17 protein-coding genes are annotated in these 20,966 nt (G+C 69.0%); 3 read left to right on the plus strand and 14 right to left on the minus strand.

What is annotated here, in order from left to right; genetic code table 11:
- Window positions 1-21: 21 nt before the first annotated feature.
- The 7 genes from B8W67_RS10165 to hisN form a co-directional block, all read right to left on the minus strand.
- Window positions 22-1,725 (minus strand): aldehyde dehydrogenase family protein, encoded by a 1,704-nt coding sequence (locus B8W67_RS10165; protein WP_085303843.1) that lies wholly within the window; start codon window positions 1,723-1,725, stop codon window positions 22-24.
- Between the two features lie 19 nt (window positions 1,726-1,744).
- Window positions 1,745-2,953, minus strand: coding sequence for an acyl-CoA dehydrogenase family protein (locus tag B8W67_RS10170; protein WP_069393737.1), 1,209 nt, complete (start codon window positions 2,951-2,953; stop codon window positions 1,745-1,747).
- A gap of 60 nt (window positions 2,954-3,013) precedes the next feature.
- The gene (locus tag B8W67_RS10175) at window positions 3,014-4,414 is read right to left on the minus strand and encodes an acyl-CoA dehydrogenase family protein (RefSeq protein ID WP_085303845.1); all 1,401 of its coding nucleotides are present in this window, start codon (window positions 4,412-4,414) and stop codon (window positions 3,014-3,016) included.
- Window positions 4,415-4,591: 177 nt separating this feature from the next.
- Window positions 4,592-5,278, minus strand: a complete 687-nt coding sequence (locus tag B8W67_RS10180) for a hypothetical protein (protein WP_133056090.1) — start codon at window positions 5,276-5,278, stop codon at window positions 4,592-4,594.
- Window positions 5,278-6,798: a putative alpha/beta hydrolase gene (locus B8W67_RS10185; RefSeq protein WP_085303849.1), complete on the minus strand. Its 1,521-nt coding sequence runs from the start codon at window positions 6,796-6,798 to the stop codon at window positions 5,278-5,280. The genes B8W67_RS10180 and B8W67_RS10185 overlap by 1 nt, the downstream gene beginning before the upstream one ends.
- 4 nt (window positions 6,799-6,802) lie before the next feature.
- Window positions 6,803-7,129 carry a DUF2563 family protein gene (locus tag B8W67_RS10190; protein ID WP_133056091.1) on the minus strand — a complete coding sequence of 109 codons (327 nt, stop codon included), beginning with the start codon at window positions 7,127-7,129 and terminating at the stop codon, window positions 6,803-6,805.
- 38 nt (window positions 7,130-7,167) lie between these two features.
- The gene (gene hisN / locus B8W67_RS10195) at window positions 7,168-7,986 is read right to left on the minus strand and encodes a histidinol-phosphatase (protein WP_085303853.1); all 819 of its coding nucleotides are present in this window, start codon (window positions 7,984-7,986) and stop codon (window positions 7,168-7,170) included.
- Window positions 7,987-8,117: 131 nt separating this feature from the next.
- On the opposite strand from hisN, the gene B8W67_RS10200 reads away from it, so the two are divergent.
- Both B8W67_RS10200 and B8W67_RS10205 read left to right on the plus strand, forming a co-directional pair.
- Window positions 8,118-8,471, plus strand: coding sequence for a hypothetical protein (locus B8W67_RS10200; RefSeq protein WP_069392269.1), 354 nt, complete (start codon window positions 8,118-8,120; stop codon window positions 8,469-8,471).
- A gap of 101 nt (window positions 8,472-8,572) precedes the next feature.
- Window positions 8,573-9,592, plus strand: coding sequence for a hypothetical protein (locus tag B8W67_RS10205; RefSeq protein WP_133056092.1), 1,020 nt, complete (start codon window positions 8,573-8,575; stop codon window positions 9,590-9,592).
- Here the strand turns inward: B8W67_RS10205 and narI are convergent.
- The 4 genes from narI to B8W67_RS10225 are packed head-to-tail and all read right to left on the minus strand — an operon-like array spanning window position 9,586 to window position 16,329.
- Window positions 9,586-10,335 (minus strand): respiratory nitrate reductase subunit gamma, encoded by a 750-nt coding sequence (gene narI / locus B8W67_RS10210; protein ID WP_234793894.1) that lies wholly within the window; start codon window positions 10,333-10,335, stop codon window positions 9,586-9,588. The two genes, B8W67_RS10205 and narI, sit on opposite strands and share 7 nt — an antisense overlap.
- Window positions 10,323-10,973, minus strand: a complete 651-nt coding sequence (gene narJ / locus B8W67_RS10215; protein ID WP_085303856.1) for a nitrate reductase molybdenum cofactor assembly chaperone — start codon at window positions 10,971-10,973, stop codon at window positions 10,323-10,325. Before narJ ends, narI begins: the two co-directional genes overlap by 13 nt.
- Complete coding sequence (gene narH / locus B8W67_RS10220; RefSeq protein ID WP_085303858.1) at window positions 10,970-12,601, minus strand: nitrate reductase subunit beta; 1,632 nt, start codon at window positions 12,599-12,601, stop codon at window positions 10,970-10,972. The genes narJ and narH overlap by 4 nt, the downstream gene beginning before the upstream one ends.
- Window positions 12,598-16,329 (minus strand): nitrate reductase subunit alpha, encoded by a 3,732-nt coding sequence (locus B8W67_RS10225; RefSeq protein WP_197747594.1) that lies wholly within the window; start codon window positions 16,327-16,329, stop codon window positions 12,598-12,600. The genes narH and B8W67_RS10225 overlap by 4 nt, the downstream gene beginning before the upstream one ends.
- Window positions 16,330-16,494: 165 nt before the next feature.
- On the opposite strand from B8W67_RS10225, the gene B8W67_RS10230 reads away from it, so the two are divergent.
- Complete coding sequence (locus B8W67_RS10230) at window positions 16,495-17,142, plus strand: DJ-1/PfpI family protein (protein ID WP_085303886.1); 648 nt, start codon at window positions 16,495-16,497, stop codon at window positions 17,140-17,142.
- Here the strand turns inward: B8W67_RS10230 and B8W67_RS10235 are convergent.
- The 3 genes from B8W67_RS10235 to selA are packed head-to-tail and all read right to left on the minus strand — an operon-like array spanning window position 17,139 to window position 20,779.
- Window positions 17,139-17,600, minus strand: a complete 462-nt coding sequence (locus tag B8W67_RS10235) for a carboxymuconolactone decarboxylase family protein (RefSeq protein ID WP_085303860.1) — start codon at window positions 17,598-17,600, stop codon at window positions 17,139-17,141. The genes B8W67_RS10230 and B8W67_RS10235 overlap by 4 nt on opposite strands.
- 9 nt (window positions 17,601-17,609) lie before the next feature.
- On the minus strand, window positions 17,610-19,451 hold the full coding sequence (selB, locus tag B8W67_RS10240; RefSeq protein WP_234806722.1) for a selenocysteine-specific translation elongation factor: 1,842 nt from the start codon (window positions 19,449-19,451) through the stop codon (window positions 17,610-17,612).
- Window positions 19,448-20,779: an L-seryl-tRNA(Sec) selenium transferase gene (gene selA, locus B8W67_RS10245; protein ID WP_085303862.1), complete on the minus strand. Its 1,332-nt coding sequence runs from the start codon at window positions 20,777-20,779 to the stop codon at window positions 19,448-19,450. Before selA ends, selB begins: the two co-directional genes overlap by 4 nt.
- Between the last annotated feature and the right edge of the window lie 187 nt (window positions 20,780-20,966).

Genomic DNA, 20,966 nt, shown 5'->3' on the forward strand with positions numbered 1-20,966 from the left:
CGCGGCCGCGCAGGGGTGGGATCAGCCGCGCAGGGCGGAAGCGAAGATGCCCGGCAACTTCAACCAGCCGGGGTCTCCGGCGAACTCGGTGAGCAAGCGCCCCGTGGTCGCCGCGGTGCGGTTGGTCACGAACCACGGCGGCTTGGGGGACAGCGACATCTCGCCGGCCAACAGTGAGCGGGGAGAGGGCCGGAACGGCCCGTGTACCACGGTGCGTTGAGGGTCGGCGATGAGAAAACCGTTGTGTACCACACCGATTCCGCTCTGCACGTCGTCGGGGGTGTGCCCGGGGAACGCCCCCCATGTCGCGTGTGGGGTCAGATATCCCACGCCGGTCCAGGCGTTGATCGCCACGGTCCCGTAGTGCAGGCTTTCCACCAGTGTGTCGAATGCGGTGCCGAGTTCGCCGATGGTGTGCGGGTGGGCGATGATGTTCACCCCCAGGGTCCCGACGAAATCGGTGTTTGCCAGTCGGGCCGCCTCGATGGCGAATTGCTCACCGTCGCTGTCGAGTTCGATAACGCCGAGCACAGGGGCGAAATACTCGGTCTGCAACAGTGCGTCCCGGTCGGCGGGGTCGGTGATCAGGACGCGACCGCTGTCGGGGCCCAGTCGGACGCTGGTGGGGTAGTGGTGCTGGGCACTCGCGACCCGGTCGTCGGAACCGGGATAGTAGGCCGGCCGGCCGGGGGCGGCGTCGAGCAGGCGGCGCACCGCCGTGAGGAACTGCTCACGCTGGGGCCAGCGTGCCGAAACCACGATCGCCTGCGCGGCAACACAGTTGTAGCCGTTGTTGTGCAGCCGCTGGGTGACCACGTGCTGGGCCTGGAAATCGATGTCGGCGTCACTCCACTGCCCGGGCAGCACGATCGTCGGCGACACCCCGCCCAGCTCGCTGGTCATCGGTGTGGTCAGCTGGGGCCGGTTGGCGGCCTTGCGCTCGGCGCCGTCGGCGCCGGTGCCGAAGACGATCGCGTCGTGGGTGGCGGCGCTGCCGGTCATGTGGACGTGGCTCACCGACGGGTGGCGCACCAGATAGTCGCCGACGTCGGCGCCGCCGGTGAGGATGCGCACCGCCCCGAGGTCGATCAGTGGCGCGAGCACGTCGGTGAGCACGGGACGCAACGGATCGGTGATCGGGTTGAGTTTGAGTGCGACCACCCGGTTGTGGGCGATGAGCTCATAGAGGGTGTCCAGCGGCGCGATCGAGAAGATGTTGCCCGCGCCGAGCACCACTCCGATGCCCTGCGTGCGGCCCGGGTCGCGCTGGGCAAGTCCGGCCGCTGCGACCGCCCGGTCACGGTCGACGCCCGGCTGTAGCCAGACCTGCGCGGAGAACCCCGAGAGCAGCAGGTGATCGAAGACACTGGCCGGCAGCACCGTGACGGCCGTCTGGCCGCCCGGTGTGGTGGTGATATCGACACCGTCGAGGGGGCTTTTGCCGTCGGCGAGCTTGGCAAGGCTCTCGGCGTAGGCGCCGGCGGCGGCGGCCAGCGCATACGGCCCGGAAAGCCACTCCTCGCCGACCAGCGGTGAGTCCGCCGCCAGGCCTTTGATGGCGCCGGCCGCCTCGATCCACGCGGCTCCGTGCTCAACGGTGCGTCGGCGCACCTGATCAAGCAGGTCACGCCGCCCGCTCAGCGACTGGGCGGCCCAGGCGCGTTCCCCAGCGCCCAGCTCGTCGAGCGCCTGGTCGATCCGGTGCTGGACGGCTGGGTCGAGCATGGGGGCCTCGCTGTCGTTGCTACTTCAGTTCAGCCGAGGATAGTTCCAGCAGCCGACGCGCCACCACCAGTTGCTGAATCTGCTGGGTGCCCTCGAAGATGTCGAGGATCTTGGAGTCGCGCGCCCACTTCTCCAACAACAGCTGTTCGGAGTACCCGCTGGTCCCGGCCATCTCGACCGCTTTGAGGGTGATGTCGGTGCCCACCCGAGCGGCCTTGGCCTTGCCCATCGACGCCTCTTTGGAGTTGGGGATGTTGTTGTCGGCCTGCCACGCCGAGCGCAAGGTCAGCAGGTAGCCGGCCTCCCAGTCGGCCTCCATCCGCAAGAATTCCGCCGCCGGGGCGCTCTGCGCGTGCGACGGCTTGTCGTAGCTGATCTCCACACCGGCCTCGGTGAGCAGGGTGCGCAGCTCCTCCAGAGCCGCGCGGCCGACCCCGACGGCCATCGCCGCGACGATCGGGCGGGTGTTGTCGAAGGTCTCCATCACCCCGGAGAAGCTCTTCTCGGTGTTGATCTCAGGGCTGCCCAGCAGGTTGTCCTTGGGGATGCGGGCGTTGTCGAACCGGATCACCGCGGTGTCGGAGGCCTTGATGCCGAGCTTCTTCTCCAGTCGCTCCACCGTGACACCGGGGTGCTCGCGCGGCACGATGAACGACTTGATGGCGGCGCGGCCCTTGGAGCGGTCCAGCGACGCCCACACCACGATGTGGCTGGCGCGCGAGCCGGCGGTGACGAAGATCTTCTCGCCGTTGATGACGTATTCGTCGCCGTCGAGGGTGGCGGTGGTGGTCACCGCCGCCGAATCCGAGCCGAAGCCGGGCTCGGTGATGGCCATCGCCGCCCAGACCTTGCCGAGGCGCTCGAGTTGCTCGTCGGTGGCGACCCCGGAGATCGCCGCGTTGCCCAGCCCCTGGTAGGGCACCGAGAGCAGCAGGCCGACGTCGCCCCAACTGATCTCCAGGGCGTTGACCAGCGCGGACATGTTCGCACCGTTGCGGTTTTTGCCGGTGTCCTCGGTGTCGCGGAAGGCCTCGGCGCCGGCCATCGCGAACGCGCCGGCCTCCGACACCCCCTCGAACAGGTCAGCGAGGGTGTCCAGCTCGACCGGGTAGGCGTGTTCGGCGAGGTCGTATTTGCGGGAGATCGGACGCAACATCTCCGCTGCGCCCTGGTGCGCCTTCTCGATGACGCTCTGCAGCTTGCGGGGCATTTCCAAATTGATTGCCATGACAGTTCTTTCAGCTCGATACAGCAGGTACGGGGATACGGATCAGGGCTTGACCGGCATTCAGATCAACACCACGCCTTCGGCGACACCGATGGCACGCAGGTCGCGGTACCACCGCTCCACCGGGTGTTCCTTGATGTAGCCGTGCCCGCCGAGCAGCTGCACGCCGTCGAGGCCGATCTGCATGCCCTTGTCGGTGCCGAGTCGTTTGGCCAGCGCGGCCTCGCGGGCGAACGACAGCCCCGCGTCGGCGCGCGACGCGCCGCGCCAGGTGATCAACCGCAGACCGTCGAGCTCGATGGCGATGTTGGCGCACATGAACGCCACCGCCTGCCGGTTGGCGATCGGCTCACCGAAGGCCTCACGCTCCTTGACGTAGGGGACCACGTAGTCGAGCACGGCGTGGCTGGTGCCCACCGCCAGTGCCGCCCAGCCCAGCCGGGACAGCGCGAGCGCCTCGGAGAAGTCCTCGTCGGTGGCCTCCTCCTCGCCGAGTCGGGCCGACAGCGGCACCCGCACCCCGTTGAGTTCGAGCTGACCGAGGGCGGCGGCGCGCAACCCCATCGACGGGTCGGCCTTGACCGACACGCCCTCGCTCGACGACTCGACGAGGAACAGGGCCGGCTTGCCGTTGAGCTGGGCGCCGACGATGAACAGCTCCGCTTCGGTCGCCGCCGGGACCAGTGACTTCACCCCGTCGAGGCGGTAACCGCTGGGTGTGCGGGTGGCGGTGGTCTTCAGGTTGGTCGGATCGAACAGCGGCTGCGGTTCGGCGATCGCCACGCACGCCTGCGGCACGTTCTCCCCGGCGAACTCGCCGAGGTAGGTGCCCTGCTGGTCGGCGCTGCCCCAGTGGGTCAGCGCGGCGGCCACCCCGCCGGGGGCCAGGATCGGCAGCGCCAGGCCCATGTCGCCGTAGGCCAGTGCCTCGGCCACCAGCACGTTGGTGACACTCGAGCGCTGCTCGGCGATGCCGTCGAAGTTCTCCGGGATGCTGACCGCGGTGATGCCGAGTTCGGCCGCCTTGCCGATCAGCTCCGGCGGGTAGGTGGCCGCCTCGTCGGCGTCGAGGGCGGCCGGACGCAGCACCTCTTCGGCGAACTCGTTGACGGTGTCGAGGATGAGCTGCTGGTCCTCGTCGGGGGTGAGATCGAAGTAGTCGCGGCCGCTGCCGGTCTTGAGCCGCGTCGGGCCGCCGGTGAAGCCCTGGACCCGTTTGAACTGGCGGCTGGTGGCCCCGGCGACCGAGAAGGACTGTTTGATGCCGTAGCGCAGCGTCCGGTTGAGCGGGTCGCGCAGCTTGTACTTATCGAGGAACTCCTGCCCGACGATCGGGGTGATCAGCGCCAGGCCGATATCGGTGGCGGTGCGCTTGTGCTTCTGCATTCCCACCGCGCTCTCGTGGCCGGCCTTACGGCGGCGCTGGCGGGAGCCGGTGGTCTGCGGTGCGGTGTTGGTCATCGACAGCCTCACGTAACGAACTGGAAGGGGATGGTGCGCTAAACCGTATCTTACTCCGGAGTAAGGTACGAGGTTTGTAACGCACCTCACAGTGAGCGCATGGCGCGCGGGGACAGTGGTTCGGTTCGCCCACGCCGCGGAGCGGACCGCTATTCCATCAGTTGTTGGGACGGGTTCTTATTCCGTGTTGTGGTGTTCTCGATGTGGGGGCGGTGCCGGATTTCCCCACGCCCGCTCCAGTCGTAGTGGCCAGCGCCGGCCCAGGCGGTGTGCGCAGAGGTAGAAAAAAGGAAATATGCCCACGGTGATGATCGTGACGACACCGAATTGTATCCATTGAGCCCGGGCGATCGACTGGCCCCAACTTCCGTCGTGGTATCCGAACACGAATGCGATAATGGCGAGTACGCCTACGGTGATCGCATTGAGCGGCGTGATACGCGGGTAGAGTGAAACCACACTGATCACGGTCACCACGACCAGGAGCCACCATGTTTTCCCGGCTGCGATGAGCCCGGCGTAGGCGTTGGGTGCCACTTCCTGGGCAAGGGTTTCCGTACTCCCACTCGTCGATTCGACGCCCTCGTCCGAGGGGTCGTCGATCACACGAAGCGCATAGACTTTCCCATTGATTTTGATGAAAGGCGTGTAGAAGTAGGCCCGCCCCAGCATGGTCCCAGCGACGAGCAAGGCGATGACGGATCCTGATTTCCAGTCCGTTGGATAGGCGATGAAGAATCCGGAGACGGTCGCCAACAGCGAGCCGAGCCAATAAATGCGCCGTCTGGTGCGTCGAGTACGGCCGGGGTGTACGGCGGCTAAAAGAATTCCGATGAGTGCGGGGACAATGAACCCCAGATGCATTACTCCGTCACCCAATGGAGTGCCTTCTCCCCGGCCTCTTGACCTTTGATCGAGCCGTAAGTCCCGAGCAACAGTGCGCCGATGAACGCCCCTGGTGGGCCGGCGATGAATCCTCCGGCCGTCATGCCGAGGGTGCCGTAGCTCCACGCTCCCAACATTCCACCGCCGGTCTTCGCGGCGACCTCGGCCGGTGAGACCCCGTGGGTCAAGTCATAAACGGCGTTACCGAGGTCGATGACATTCCCAACGAACCCGACCCGCCCGCCGAGTCTTCCCAACGCTTTGATGTCGTCTGCCGAGAATGCGGTGCCAGGGCCCCAGTGCCGGCCGGTGGGGACTAGTTCGGAGAATTTCTTGATGGCATCCTCACCGGCGCCGAAGGCACTTCCTGCCGCAGACGCCGCGTCGACGTATTCCTGCGGCACGGTCCCCTGTGCAATGCCATCGACAACTTTGGCGGCGCCTTCGGGGGTCATGCCGGCTTGCTGGAGTTGCAGCTGCAGGCCTCGCAGCGCGTTGACCCGGGCCTTGGCCTCCACCTGGTCGAGGAGTTTTGTGGCTTCGTCGGCGGTCATGGCCTTGTAACCCGGAGCGAACTCGCCCGCCTCGAGTTGGCGTTGCAAAGCGAGACGCGTTCGTGCGGTGCTCCGAGCATCGCCACCCAGCACGGTGTCTTGGGGTAGCGGTCCGATGAAGGTGGCGTTGTTGTAGTCATCGAGGCGTTCGCCGGCGAGTCTGCGGGCCTCGGCGGGGGCGTCGGGGTCGGCGACGGTGGCGCTGTCGCGGAGTCGGGCGGCGGCGGCGCGGGCGTCGTCGGTCCATTCGCCGGTTTGTTGGGCGTGATCGACGAGGGCCTGATCGGCGTCGCGGTGGGTCTGGTCGTAGCGTTGGGCTGCGGGGGTGGGGTCGTCGTCGGCGGCGCCGTCGAAGTCATCGATGACCTGGGGGTGATAGCCGGTGGAGGCTGTCATGACCGCTTCCTGGGTGCTCAAAACGGTGGTGTAGGTGGCGCGGATGCCGGTGATTTCGTCGAGCGCTTCGCGCACCACGGTGACCGCGGAGTTGTAGTAGGCGGTGGTGTCTTGGCCGTCGGCTTCGGCGGCGGAGATGGCTTCGTCGAGAAAGTGCAGTGCGACATTCGGCCAGGCCAGCGCGGCCTCGCTATCGGTTTGTGCGGTGGCCAGTGCGGTGGCGATGGTCTCCAACCCGACGGCGATCTGTTCGACCTGGCCGCGTTGCAGGTGGAGTTGTTCGGTGGTGGCGATGACTTCGGCGGATTCGTTGATCGGATGGCGGCTGCCACCGTCGTGCTGGTAGGCCTGCTGGAATCGCTGTTTGGCTTGGACCCAGTTGGCGTCGGTCTCCTCGATGCAGGCCAGACTGTTGTGGAAGGCGTCGGCGAGGTTGTTGATCTCGGCGGGGTCGCCGGCCTGCACCTCGTCGTTGAGCTTCCAGGGATCCCCGCCGGCCTGGGCGCACAGTTGCGCGATGTCGAGGTTGACCAGAACGGGTGGTTCCACCAGGTCAGGCCAGCCCAGCGGTCGTGTCGGTGATCGCTGCGGCGTTGCGCCGATCGGTGCCGGTGAACACCTGGGCGGTCTCGTTGGCCCGGGCCACGTAGGCGGTCAACGCCCGCTGGTGTTCAGCCAACCGGTTGTGGTGGTCGTCGCGGGCGGCGGTGACGGCACCGTGAAATTGTCGCGCCTCGGCGAAATCACCGAAGACCGTCGTCGCGGCGCTGAGGCCACCGAGCCGTTCGGCGCCCATCTGCGCGGCCCCGGCCGCATGCCCACATGCCGCGCCGCCCCCGACCAACAACGGGGCGCTGGCAGCCATATCCCCGACGTTCACCGGCCAAGAATAACCCGAGTCGGTACTCGTGGATCACGCTAATTCGGGGCGGTGCCCGATTCGGGACGCAACGGTCTGAGCTGGTCCAGCACCCGTTCGTGCAGCAGCCCGTTGGTCGCGACCGCGCTGCCGCCGTGCGGACCGGGCTCACCGGCAAGATCGGTGAACGTGCCGCCGGCTTCGCGGACCAGGATGTCGAGGGCGGCCAGGTCCCACAGCGACACCTCCGGCTCGGCGGCGATGTCGACCGCGCCCTCGGCCAGCAGGCAGTAGGACCAGAAGTCGCCGTAGCCGCGCACCCGCCACACCGCGTCGGTCAACGCGACGAACCGGTCCCGGATTCCGCGGTCGGCCCAGCCGGAGAGGCTGGAGAACGCCAGGCTGGCCGCCGACAACTCGGCGATAGCCGAGACCGCCAGACGCCGCGGTGGCCCCGCGTCGACGGCGGTGAATGCGCCCAGTCCGCGTCCGGCCCACCACCGGCGCCCCAGCGCGGGGGCGCTGACCACCCCGACGACCGGCACCCCGTCATCGAGCAGGGCGATCAGGCTGGCCCACACCGGCACGCCGCGCACGAAGTTCTTGGTGCCGTCGATCGGGTCGATGACCCATTGGCGCCCGGTCAGGCGGGCCCGCCCGCCGAACTCCTCACCGAGCACGGCGTCGTCGGGCCGGTGGCGGGCCAACGCCTCGCGCAGCGCAGTCTCCACCGCCCGGTCGGCGTCGGTGACCGGAGTCAGATCGGGTTTGGTGTCGACCCGCAGATCCTGGGCGCCGAAGCGATCCACGGTCAGCGCGTCGGCACCGTCGGCCAGCGTCAACGCCAGCGCCACGTCCGCGTCCAGGGTGGGACTCACCGGTGCCGCTCCTCACTGTGGTGCCGTGACCCGCATCGGACGCTGGCTTCGGGTGGTCGCCGCAGGTCGTGGCTGCAGTCTTACCACGAACGTCCCGGCGGCTGCGCAGAGGACCTCTTAGGATGGGCGGCGTGTGGGACTTCTGGGTGCTGCTGCTGATCATCGCCACCATCGCGGTGCTGGCCGCCCCACTGCTCAAAAAGTGGCGCCGGCCCTCCGACGCCCAGGAGGGCACGCTGTTGATCACCGGGGTGAGCCCGCGCCCGGATGACGTCACCGGTGAGCAGTACGTCACCATCGCCGGGGTGATCAACGGGCCCACGGTCAGTGAGTACTCGGTGTATCGACGCACCGCGGTCGACGTCGTGGACTGGCCGAAGATGGGCGAGCTGCGCCCGGTGGTGTACTCGCAGCGCAACCCGGACAACTGGCAGTTCACCGCAGCGGCGGGCGGGCCGCTCGATGGAGGCGACCGCCCGCAATGACGGCGTGGCCGCAACCCACTGCGCCCGATCGCCAAACCGGCCTGCCGCGACCGCCTCGGGCGCCGCGCGTTTACGAGGGGACGGCCGCAACGGTGCGACCGTTGGGAAAGCCCCGGTATGCCCTTCCCCCACAGGAGCTGTGGGGCCCGCCGCTGGAGTGGGTGACCACCTCGCGGCGGCTATTCTGGCGTGACCTCGCGATCGCGCTGTCGCTCGCGGGGGTTGTCGCCGCACTGATCTGGTGGGGCAGCGGTTTGTCGGTCCGTGAGCATCCCGTGACGTTGGCCATCACCGTCGGCGCGCTCGCCACGCTGTGCTGGTGGTTGATCGGGTCCCGGGAGTGGCTGCTGGCCGGTGCTCGGTGGCTGCAGCAGGGCAAGTCCTGGGTGAGCCTGTATGAACTCAGCGACGTCACCGTCAACGGCGGCGACATCTCATTCATCGATTCGGCGGGCCGTTCCGTCCACCGCCTGGATCTGGCTCTGGCCCAACGGAACCAACGGTTGTGGGATCTGGTGTACAACGGTATCGCGGCAAGCGTGCACACCGGTATCCTGGTCCCCGACCGCACCGCCGCGCTCCTTCTGGTCCTGCCGACCCCGACGGCGCCGACGGCAGGCGACGAGGTCGGCGCCGCCGCCTTGGCGGAACCGGTGGCCCACCCGATCAACCCGATGCCGTGGCGGATCGGAGCCGGCCTGGGCGCGCTGGCCGCCGGCATTTTCGGCGTGATCGCGGTCAGCGCATTCGTGGCCCCGAACCCGGAGTTGCCGACCCGGATGGGGTTCTTCTTCGCGGCCCTAGCGGTCATTCTCGCCATGATGGCGGCGGGGGCATGGCGGGTGCTGCGTCTGCGCCGCAGCGACCCCACCGTGCTGGCGGGGCCGTTGAGTCCCGAACGGTGGTGGAGCACCCCCGTGCTCGTGGTGAACGGCCTATTGATCGCTGTCGCCGGCGTCGCGGTGCTCGACAGCGCCCCGCCGATCGGGGTGATAATGACGTTCTGCGGTGTGGTGGCGCCGGTCTGGCATGTGCTCCTGTCGCGCCGAAGCCGACGCGACAGCAGTCTCCCCGGCAGCCACGCCCACGGGGCCGGCACCGAGACCTCGCCTCCTCAGTAACGCACCCCGATCTTGCGCCACCGCCGCCCGCCGGTACCCGGCTCCTGTGGCAAACGCGGCGCGCTGTGGCGCACCACGATGTAGGGCCGCCACAGATACCACAGCGGATAGCTCCACGCGTGGACCAACCGGCTGAATGGCCAGACGAGGAAGATCGCCCACGCCGCGATCGCATGCACCCTGTACATCAGCGGCGCATCCATGATCACCGCGACATTGGGGTGCAGGGCGAACAGGCTGCGGAACCACACCCCGACGGTGTCCCGATACTCGTAGTGGGCGGTGTCCTGGATGCCCAGAGTCAGCCAGATGCCCAGTAGCACGATGACCCCCAGCAGGATCAATGCCAGGTAGTCCACCGGGCTGGTCGTCGCGCGCACCCGCGGCACCGCGGTACGCCGGAAGGTGAGTAAGGCCCCTCCGGCGAGCACGCCGACCGCTGCGGCGGACCCGGCGATCGCCGAGACGTCCTGGTAGAGCGTCTCGGGGATACCGATCCAGTCGGTGAACGACTTCGGGACCAAAATCCCCATCGCGTGCCCGGCGATCGCGGCCAACGCCGAATAATGGAAAAGGGGCGCCCCCCATTTGAGGATCCGTTGCTCCTGCAGCTGGGTGGAGCGGCTGGTCCAGCCGAACTGGTCATAGCGCCACCGCCAGATGTGGCCGACGATGAACACCGCGATCGAGATGTAGGGCAGGATCACCCACCACCACAGGTGCCAGGTGGTTATGTTCGGCACTGCTCTGCTCCCAACGAGGAGGTCGGTGCAGCGCCGTAGCCGGCCAGATAGTCCGGCGGGGCGAACGGTTCGAGCCCGACGTCTTCTTGTGGTGGCCCGGAAGCCCAGGCGCTGCGCACCTGGTTGAGTTCGTAGCGGCCCAGTTTGGGCAGCGCAGCGATCACCGCGGCCGCCACGTCGGCGTAGGGGGACTCGGCGGCCGCCAGCCCGCGGCGCAGAAGTTCCAGATCGGTGCGGTGGCCGGTGAGAAGCCGGGCGCCTCGTGGGCAGAGCGCGGCGAAGTCGAGCATCATCGGCAGATAGTCGGGCAGCTCCTCCTCGTCGGGAACGAACCCCGCGTCGCGGTAGGCGGTTTTGACGATCACCATCGCCATTCCCCGTTTGCGGGTGTCGCCGTAGCGGTAGTAGGTCAGATACAGCGTGCAGCGCCGCCGTAGATCGAACGTCTGGACATAGTGCTGGGCCACCGCGTCCGGCGGGGTGCATCCCAGCCAGTCGAGGAAACGGCCGAAATGGCGCCGGGCCGGTTTCGGGCCGGTCTCGGCGGCGAACGCGGTCAGCTCCGCGAGCCCGTCGAAGAGCGCGGTGGTCGGGTATTGCAGCAGCACCGAGGCGAGTTTCGCGGTGGCGGTGTTCATGCCGGCCCCGGCTCCGGGAACATGCCCGAGGCGGTGCTGCGGCCGTCCCAGTTGAGCAGGTTGAATCCCGACGTCGGGATCGCGGGGTTGCCGGCGTCGGGTTTTACCTGCCCGGGTTGATAGGAGCTGACCCCGTGTGGGCCGGGTGGGCCCATCCCGCCCATGCCGGGGCCGCCGTCGGTGTCCAGGCTGCAGAACAACTGTTCGTGCTGCCCCATGAGCCGTCCCGCCTCCTCCTGGTGAGCGGGCGGGATGACGTAGCGTTCTTCGTATTTCGCGATCGCCAGCAGCCGGTAGAGATCGTCGAGTTCCTCGGAGGTGGCGCCGACCGACGCCGGCAGGTTCTCATCGATCTCCAAACCGAGTTGTGCGGCGCGCTGGATGGTGCGCACCACGGTCAGTTTGCGCAGCACGGTGCGGATCAGCTCGGAGTCGCCGGCGGTGAACAGGTTCGCCAGGTAGTCGATCGGAATCCGCAGCGCATCGATGGTGGCGAACACGTTGTCGGGGGTGGCGGCGTCGTAGCCGGCGGCGTTGACCACGTCGGCCACCGGGGACAACGGTGGGATGTACCAAACCATCGGCAGGGTGCGGTATTCCGGATGCAGCGGCAGCGCCACCTTGTGCCGGACCGCCAACTCGTAACACGGGGAGCGCTGGGCCGCTTCGACCCAGTCGTGGGGGATACCGGACCGTTCGGCTTCGGCCTGGACCTGCGGGTCGTGGGGGTCCAAGAACACGTCCAGCTGCGCCTGATAGAGGTCCTGCACGTCGGGGGTGGCGGCGGCGTCGAGCACCTTGTCCGCGTCGTAGAGGAACAGGCCCAGATACCGCAGCCGCCCGACGCAGGTCTCGCTGCAGATGGTCGGCAACCCCTGCTCGATGCGCGGGAAGCAGAACGTGCACTTCTCGGCCTTGCCGGTGCGGTGGTTGAAATACACCTTCTTGTAAGGACATCCGGAAACACAGAACCGCCAGCCGCGACAGCGGTCCTGGTCGACGAGCACGATCCCGTCCTCGGCGCGTTTGTACATCGCCCCCGACGGACACGACGCCACACACGACGGGTTGAGGCAGTGCTCGCAGATTCGCGGCAGGTAGAACATGAAGACTTCTTCGAACTCCATCTTCACCTTCTCCTCGAGCCCGGCGAGGTTCGGGTCGTGGATGGCGTGTTCGGGAGCACCGGCGAGGTCGTCGTCGAAGTTCGAGCCCCACGACACGTTCATGTCCTTGCCGGTCAGCGCCGAGATCGAATGGGCGGTGGGGTTCGGGGTGCCCAGCGGGGCGTCGATGACGCTCTGGTAGTCGTAGGTCCACGGGTCGCCGTAGTCGTCGATGGACGGCAGGTCGGGGTTGTAGAAGATCGACAGCAGTTTGCGCAGCCGCCCACCGGCTTTCAGTTTCAGCCTGCCCTTCTTGTCCAGCGTCCAGCCGCCGTGCCAGTAGTCCTGGTCCTCGTAACGTTTGGGATAGCCGACCCCGGGCTTGGTCTCCACGTTGTTGAAGTAGACGTATTCGGTGCCCGGCCGGTTGGTCCACACCTGCTTGCAGGTGACGGTGCAGGTATGGCAGCCGATGCACTTGTCCAGGTTCATCACCATGGCCACGTTGGCCATCACCCTCATCGGTATCTCACCTCCTGGGAACGTCGCCGGATGACGGTGATCTCGTCACGCTGGCTTCCGGTGGGCCCGTAGTAGTTGAACCCGAACGACAACTGCGCATAGCCCCCGATCAGGTGAGTGGGTTTGATCACCAGCCGGGTCAGCGCGTTGTCCCCGCCGCCGTGCAGTTTGGAGACCTCGGTGATCGGGGTCATCAGATGCCGGTCCATGGTGTGGTACATGAACACCGTTCCCTTGGGCATCCGGTGGGTGACCACCGCCCGGCACCCCACCACCCCGTTGCGGTTGTAGGCCTCGATCCAGTCGTTGTCGGCCACCCCGATCGTCGCCGCGTCCGCTGGGCTCATCCAGATCACCGGCCCACCGCGGAACAGCCGCAACATGTGCAGGTTGTCCTGGTACTCGGAGTGGATCGACCACTTCGAATGCGGGGTCAGATAGCGCACCGTGATCTCGGGGCGACGCTCCTCGGGCAGGCCTTGCTCGCCGAAGTGGCTGATGTAGTTCAACGGCGGGCGATAGCACGGCAACCATTCGCCGTACTCGGCGATCCAGTCATGGTCGAGGAAGAAGTGCATCCGCCCGGTCAGCGTGTGCCACGGTTTGAGGCGCTCGACGTTGACCACGAACGGGGAGTAGCGCCGCCCACCGGTCTCACTGCCCGACCACTCCGCGGAGGTGATCACCGCCCGCGGCTGAACCTGGGTGTCGGCGAACGTGATCTGGTCGCCGGCACGCTCCTCGGCCAGATCCACCAGCCGCATCCCGGTGCGCTCCTCCATCGCCTCCCAGCCCTGCAGGGCCACCTCCCCGTTGGTGGTGCCCGACAGCGCCAGGATCGCCTCCGCCATGTGGATATCGCGGGCCAGCGACGGTCGGCCGGCCGCGACGCCGCCGCGCACCACCCCGTTCGTGCGGCGCAGGTACTCCACCGCGTTCGTCGGTTTCCACTGGATGCCCTTGACACCGGTCCCCACCGTTTCCACCAGCGGACCCAGGGCGGCCATCTTGTCGGCGACCGCGGTGAAGTCCCGTTCGACGGTGACCAGCTTCGGCATGGTCACCCCCGGCACCGGGTCGCACTGCCCGTAGCGCCAGTCGCGGACCACGCCACCGGGCTGGGCCAGTTCGTCGGCGGAGTCGTGCATCAGCGGCACCGCCAACACGTCGGTGCGGGAGCCCAGGTGTCGCGCCGCGAGCCGGGAGAACTGCTCGGCGATGGTCGCGAACGCGTCGAAGTCGGTGCGCGCCTCCCACGGCGGGGCGATCGCCGGGTTGAACGAGTGCACGAACGGGTGCATGTCGGTGGTGGACAGGTCGTGCTTCTCGTACCAGGTGGCCGCGGGCAGCACGATATCGGAGTAGCTGCAGGTGGAGGTCATCCGAAAGTCGACGGTGGTGACCAGGTCGAGCTTGCCGCGCGGCGCGTCGTCGTGCCAGGCCACCTCGGTGGGGCGTACCTGCGGCGGAGATTCGGTGGCGCGCACCGCATTATCGGCGCCGAGCAGATGGCGCATGAAATACTCCATGCCCTTGCCCGAGGAGCCGAGCAGGTTCGCCCGCCACACCGTCAGCACCCGCGGAAAATTCACCGGATTGTCCGGGTCCTCCCCGGCGAAACCCAGCCGGCCCGACTTGATCTCGTCGACGACGTAGTCGGCGACGGGCTTGCCGGCCGCCGCGGCGGCATCGGCGATGTCCAGCGGGTTGCGGTCGAACGCCGGATGCGACGGTGTCCAGCCCAGTCGGCTGGCCTGCGCGATCGTGTCGGCCATCGCCTTGTCGGCGAACAGGCCGCGTGCCAGGGGACTGGCGAGTTCCTCGGCGCCGAACCTCTCGTAGCGCCACTGGTCGCTGTGCAGGTAGAAGAACGATGTGCCGGTCATGTGCCGGGTGGGGCGCTGCCAGTCGAAGGCGAACGCCACCTGCTGCCAGCCGGTCAGCGGACGCACCTTCTCCTGCCCGACGTAGTGCGCCCAGCCGCCGCCGTTGACGCCCTGGCAGCCGCAGAGCATGGTCAGGGTGAAAAACGTGCGGTAGATCTGATCGGAGTGGTACCAGTGGTTGGTTCCCGCGCCCATCGTGATCATCGCCCGGCCGTTGGAGAGTTCGGCGGTGCGGGCGAATTCCCGCGCCACCCGCGCCGTGGCTTCGGCGGGTACAGCGGTGATCCGTTCCTGCCAGGCCGGCGTGTGCGGTTGGCTCGCATCGTCGTAGCCGGTCGGCCATTCCCCGGGTAGGCCGTCGCGGCCGACCGCGTAGTGCGCCATCAGCAGGTCGAACACGGTGCACACCAGGCGGTCACCGATCCGGCGCACCGGTAGGCCGCGACGCACGGTGGCCCCGCCCTCGGTGGCTCCGATGTCGAAGCGGGGCAGATCGACGGTGACGGCGTCGACGGCGGAGTCGGTGGAGCTATAGACGCTGAGTAGCGGGTCGCGCCCACCGAGGTCAAGGTTCCAGCGGCCCTTGCCGGATTCAGAGAAATGGTCAGCAAGGGTGCCGTTGGGGAAGAACGGTTCGTCGGTGGCGCTGTCGATCAGCACGGTGCGGTGCGGTGCGCCCTCGTCGGTCTCGCCGAGGTCGGCGGCGGTGAGGAACCGATCGGGCACGTAGGTGGGAGACGCCCCCGACTCGGTGTCGCGGGGCCGCAGGGTCACCAGGAACGGCAGGTCGGTGTAGGTCTTGACGTAGGTCTGGAAGTAGGGGACCTGCCGGTCGCGGAAGAACTCGGTCAACACGACGTGGCCCATCGCCATCGCCAGCGCCCCGTCGGTTCCGGGGTTACAGGCCAGCCAGTCGTCGGCGAACTTGGTGTGATCGGAGAAGTCAGGGCTGACCACCACCACCTTTTGGCCGCGGTAGCGGGCCTCGGTCATGAAGTGCGCGTCGGGGGTGCGGGTGATCGGCAGGTTCGTGCCCCAGATGATCAGGTAGGCGGCGTTCCACCAGTCCCCGGACTCCGGGACGTCGGTCTGATCGCCGTACACCTGCGGTGAGGACGGTGGCAGATCGGCGTACCAGTCGTAGAACGACAAGATGGTGCCGCCGATCATCGACAGGAACCGGGTACCGGCGGCGTAGGAGACCTGCGACATCGCCGGGATGGGGGAGAAGCCGACCACGCGGTCGGGACCGAACTCCTTGATCGTGTGGACGTGGGCGGCCGCGATCAGTTCGCTGACCTCCGCCCAGCTGGAGCGTAGGAACCCGCCTTTGCCGCGGGTGTTCTTGTAGGCGGCGGTGCGCACCGGGTCGGCGACGATGTCGGCCCAGGCCGCGACCGGATCGCCGAGCCGGGTCCGGGCCTCGCGCCACACCTCCAGCAGAGGCTGGCGCACATAGGGGTAGCGCAGTCGCGATGGGGAATAGGTGTACCAGGAGAACGAGGCGCCACGCGGGCAGCCGCGCGGTTCGTATTCGGGCATGTCCGGCCCGACCGAGGGGTAGTCGGTCTGCTGGGTCTCCCAGGTGATGATGCCCTCTTTGACGTAGACCTTCCACGAGCACGAGCCGGTGCAGTTCACCCCGTGGGTGGAGCGCACCACCTTGCCGTGGCGCCAGCGCTCGCGGTAGAACTCCTCGGCGTGCCGGCCGTCGCGACGGTGCAACTCGCGGAAGTCCGGGCTCGGGGTGCCGGGGCTGAAGAACTGCGCCCTGCGCAGCAGGGACTCCACCGGCTCGCCCCCGGGCAACAGCGGTGCCATCCCCCGGCGGGTGTCGGTCATCTCCTCACCTCGGCTCGGTCGACGTCGGTGCGGTGGCGCGATGTGTCGTCTGCGTCTCGTATTACCACTGCCGTCGACGATTTGGGTGAGAATGGTTTATACAACCCACTGTAGGGAAATTGCCGGCGGTGTGGCCGCACCCCGGCGGCGGTGCGAGGAGTGATCATGACCGACGGATTCCGGCTGGGCATCTACGTGTTCACCGACGCCGAGGTGGTCGACTTCGCCGCCCCCTATGGGGTGTTCTCGGTGGCACGCCGGTTCGATCCGACGCTGGAGGTGTTCTTCGTCGCCGAGGCGTTGCGGCCGGTGCAGACCCAGGCCGGGTTCACCGTGTTGCCCAGCTACGGGTTCGCCGACCGCCCGTCGATGGATGCCTTTTTGATTCCCGGCGGGGCCGGTACCCGCACCCAGACCTACAATCGTCGCCTCCACGAATACATCGAGGAGCTGCCGTCGAACACCCTGTTGACCAGTGTGTGCACCGGCTCCTGGATCTACGCCCAGATGGGGCTCCTCGACGGGATCGCCGCAACCAGCCGCAAAGAAGGTGACCGCGCCGAGACGACGCCACCGGGTCGGGTGCCGATCGACCGACTCGCTGAATTGGCGCCGGCGTGCCGGGTCAGCCGCGCCCGGGTGGTCGACGCCGGCCGGGTCATCACCGCCGGCGGGATCAGTTCGGGTATGGAGATGGGGTTTCAGCTGCTGCGCCGCGCCGGCCACGACGAGGGGTTCGTCGCCGAGGTGGCGCGGGTGATGGAGTACACCGCTGCCTATGAGATCTACCGCGACGACCGCGAGCAGCTTTAGGCGTCCGCGTCGCGATCGGGCAGACGCTGGTGGGTCGCGATCGCCAACCGGTTCCAGACGTTGATCGTGGCGATCGCCATCAGCAGATTCACCACGTCGGCTTCGGAGAACTCGTCGGTGACCTGCTCCCACACGTCGTCGGGGACCCCGGCCACCCCGATCAGGGTGACCTTCTCGGTGAGGGCGAGTGCGGCACGCTCGGCGTCGGTGAACAGCTGCGACGCCTCCCGCCAGGCCGACACGACGTCGAGGCGGCGCTGGTCTTCGCCGTGGGCGCGGGCATCCCGGTGGTGCATGTCCAGGCAGAACGCACAGCCGTTGATCTGGGAGGCGCGGATCTTCACCAGTTCGCCCAGTCGTGGGTCCAGTCCGCTTTGGCGCACAAAGGATTCCATCGCCAACACCGCACGGGTGGCGTCGGGGTGGGTGCCGTGGATGTCGAGTCGTTGCTCGGTCATGAACCCAGTCTAAGCGCGTGAGCCGCCGTCGGCGGCCGACGACGTCGAGCGCACCACCTCGCGGTGCGCGGCGTCGACGCGGCGGGTCCAGCCGCGCCCGTCGAGGTGAGTCAACAGTGGCAGCACCACCCGGCGGGTGGTGCCCAACGCTTGGCGGGCATCGCTGACGGTGAACGGCTGGCGGAGCCGGCTCACCGTGCGCATCGCCAGCGCGGGGGCGCTCGGCAACACCACCACCGTGTCGGCGAGGCGCAGCAGCCGCCCGGCGCGTTCGGCGGCGGCGAGCTCCCGCGGACCCAGGTGCAGGGCGGCCAGCTCGTGAGCCTCCGGTGCGGCGAACGGGGCGTCGGCCAGGCGGGTCTCCACCGCGGTGATGCCCGCGTCGGCCGCGCCGAGGTCGCGGTCGTGTCCCGGGGTCCACAGCCGGCCGTCGCGCTGCGTCAGCCCGGTCTCGGCGATGAGCGCGTCCAGCAGCGCCGGCTCGGGCAGGCCGACCAGGTCGACCGCGGCGCCGCGGGAGAGCCCGGCGCCCACCGGATCTCGTCGGTGGTGGCGCTCGACGGCCTCGACGAGCATCCGGCACCACCGCCGGTAGTCGCTGTCGGCCACCCACCAGTGGCCCGCCGCGCGCACCCCGGCCGGAGGGCTGGAGTCGACGGGAAAGCCGAGGCGACGCAGGTGGTCGGGGGCGACCGCGCCGCGGCGGATGACCTCGACGGCGATGTCACCGTCGGGGGGCTGTTGCGCCAGTGCGCCCGCCCGGCTGCGGGCCGCGCCGCGCCGGCGCAACGGCGGCGGTTCGACGTCGAGGGTGCGGGCACCGCCGAGCAACCGGGGGCTTCCCGGGTGGCGCAGCACCATCGGGTCGCCGACGATCAGCGGCAGGTGCCGGGCGAGGGTGAGCCGGGCGTGGTCGTCGTCGAGGGGGCGCAGCCGCGCCGGTACGGCCGCGGTCCCGACGTGGACCATCAGGTGCTGGGGCACCGACCGGTAGGGCTCGCCGCTGGTGCGACGCACGTCGAGCACGTCGGTCACCGGCCAGGCCTCCGCGGTGAGCAGGGCGTCGCCGCGGTGCACCGCCACCACGTCGACGCCGCGCAGGTTCACTCCCACCCGCGACACCGGCCCCAGCCGGCGCTGTGGTTGTCCGCAGCTGTGCAGCGCGCGGACCGCCACCGGTCGGGCTGCGGCGGCGCCGTGCAGCCACAGTTCGCCGCCGTGGCGCAGTTCGCCGGCCGTGAGCGTGCCGGTCACCACGGTGCCCGCCCCGCTGAGGGTGAACGCTCGGTCGAGCCACAGCCGCACCCGGTCGACCGGGGGTGGCGGCGGGACCGGCGCGAGCACCTGCTGCAGGGTGTGCCGCAGGGTGTCCAGCCCCGCCCCGGTGGGGGCGCAGACCGCGACGGCGGGGGCCTGCGCCAGGCCGGTGCCGGCCAACTCGGTGCGAGCCTGCGCAACCACGTCCTCGACCCGGTCGGGGGCGCGGTCGGTGCGGGTGATCACCAGCACCCCGCAGGTGATGCCCAGCGCGGCGATCGCGTCGCGGTGGTCGTCGGACTGAGCCTGCCAGCCCTCGTCGGCGGCGACCACGAAACACACCACCGGGGCCGGGCCGAGCCCGGCCAGCGTGTTGGCCAGGAATCGTTGATGACCGGGCACGTCGACGAACGCCACGGTTGTCTCGTCGGACAGGGTGCTCCACGCGAAGCCCAGATCGATGGTGAGCCCTCGGCGGTGTTCCTCGGCCCACCGGTCGGGCTGCATCCCGGTGAGCGCGGCGATCAGGGTGGTTTTGCCGTGGTCGACGTGGCCGGCGGTGGCCACCACATGGCGGGCGGGCAGCGGGCTCACCGGGCCCGGCCGTCGGGACCGTCGCCGAGGGCCTCCAGCGCGGCCGTCACCGCCGCCGCCACCCGGGCGTCCTCGGACTCGGGGACACACCGCAGGTCGACCAGGCACCGGCCGTGGTGCACTCGTGGCAACACCGCCGGGGTGCCGGTGCGCAGCAGCGGGGCGAGCGCCTCCGGCAACACCACCGCCCAGCCCGGCAGCGGCACCCCGGGTGCTCCGCCGCCGCCGACGCGGCCGTCGTGGGCGCACATCGTCGCGCCGACCGCCTCGGCCAGTTGCTCGGCGCGCCGGCGCAGCCGGTCCGGGTCGGCGTGCAGGGCCGCGGTGACGGGGGTGACGCCGCCGCTCAGGGTCGCCTCCAGCGCGGCGAGGGTGAGCTTGTCGGCCCGCAACGCCCGGGCGAGCGGATGGCGCGCCAACGTCGCGATCAGCTCAGCGCGGCCGAGCAGCAACCCGGCCTGCGGACCGCCGAGCAGTTTGTCCCCGCTGGCGGTGACCAGATCCGCCCCGGCGCTCAGGGCGGTGGCCGCGTCGGGTTCGTCGGGCAGCACCGGGTCGGGGGCCAGCAGTCCGCTGCCCAGGTCGGCCACAAGTGCCACCCCATGGCTGCCGGCGAGGCGGGCCAACTCCGCCAGCCCCACCGCGCTGGTGAACCCCTCGATGCGGAAATTGCTGGTGTGCACCTTGAGCACGCACCCGGTGGCCGGGCCGATCGCCGCGGCGTAGTCGTCGAGGTGGGTGCGGTTGGTGGCGCCCACCTCGCGCAGCCGGGCCCCGGTCGCCGCGATCAGCTCCGGCAGCCGGAAACCGGCGCCGATCTCGATCAGCTCGCCGCGGCTGACCACCACCTCGCGGCCGGCCGCCAATGCGGTGGTGGCCAGCACCAGCGCGGCGGCTCCGTTGTTGACCACCAGGGCGTCGCCGGCCGGCGGGCAGGCCTCGCGTAGTGCCGCACGGGTGGCCAGCCCGCGCCCCGAGCGGACCCCGCCGGTCAGATCCATCTCTACGTCCACGTAGCCGCTGGCGGTGTGCAGTGCCGCGACCGCCGCCGGCGCCAACGGTGCGCGACCCAGGTTGGTGTGCACCACCACCCCGGTGGCGTTGAGCACCGGGCGCAACGTGGTGGCGGTGCGATCGGCCAGCGCCGCGGCCACCGCGTCGGGCACCGCCTCGGGAGCCAGCCGACCGGCGCGGGCGCGTTCCTGCATCTCGCGTACGACACTGCGCACCACCTGTTCGCCGAGACGCGCGCGGGCCGCGGTCACCGCCGGCAGTGCCAGCAGCGCATCGGTGCGCGGGATCGCACGCCGCGGATCGGTGTGGCTCACAACCGTTGCCGTTGAGTGTGTTTTGGTTGCACTGTCATGCGGCGTCCCCTTGCGGGGTTTGGGTTTTGGCCTCGCCGCGTCGGGCCCTGCTGGTGCGGGGTCTTACCGATACTCCGCCGGCACCGCCTTGTGCAGTGTCGGCGCCATGGCCTGTACCAACTGTGATGGTTGGCCCGGGTACCGATGG

The sequence above is a fragment of the Mycolicibacillus koreensis genome, assembly GCF_002104795.1.
GTDB classification, from domain to species: domain Bacteria; phylum Actinomycetota; class Actinomycetes; order Mycobacteriales; family Mycobacteriaceae; genus Mycobacterium; species Mycobacterium koreense.